Source organism: Pseudonocardia sp. EV170527-09, from assembly GCF_008369905.1.
Classification (GTDB): domain Bacteria; phylum Actinomycetota; class Actinomycetes; order Mycobacteriales; family Pseudonocardiaceae; genus Pseudonocardia.
Genome location: NZ_VRMC01000298.1, coordinates 1 through 607, shown reverse-complemented (window position 1 = coordinate 607; position 607 = coordinate 1). Strand labels below are relative to the sequence as shown.

Genomic DNA, 607 nt, shown 5'->3' with positions numbered 1-607 from the left:
CGGTTCGCCGCGGTCAACTCGGCCTTCTCGGTGCTGGTCAGGCCCGGCTGCAGACCCTTGTCGATCCGGTCCTGGCGGCGCCACGTGTAGATCGACTGCGCACTGATCCCGAGATCCCGCGCCACGTCGAGGACCGGCCGGCCGGCCTCGACGAGATCGAGCACCTTGCGCCGGAACTCCGGCGGATACCCACGCCTGCCCACGCCCCCTCCTTCAGGGTCACGCGACCAGAATTCCAGCTACCCGACTCCACCGAACCCGGGGCCAACCAGTCTCCGGACACACCGGGGCGGTTCAGACGTCGACGCCTGGATCGCCGCATGGAACACCGACCCGAGACCGTTCGTGTGGACCAAAACCGCCAACGAGATCCTCGACAGCCTCGCCCACTACTGCACCCAGATCAATAAAACCATTAACAACTCAGGACACTAGACGGTGCTGTGACGTTCAGTCAGATGGACGGGGCTCCGGCTGCACGCCGAGTTCGTCGTCTCGGCGCCGGATTTGTCGTCATTGCAGCGGCCATGTGTCAACGGCGGGTTGGGAGTAACCCCGTAACGACGGATTGGGACTGACCCCCTTGTCGGGTGTTCAGTCGTTGCTG

At 64.4% G+C, this 607-nt stretch carries 1 protein-coding gene; it reads right to left on the bottom strand.

The features are described 5' to 3' along the window. A partial coding sequence (locus tag FVA95_RS29205; RefSeq protein ID WP_149666932.1) for a transposase occupies positions 1 to 203 on the bottom strand: 203 nt, incomplete at its 3' end. Between the last annotated feature and the right edge of the window lie 404 nt (positions 204 to 607).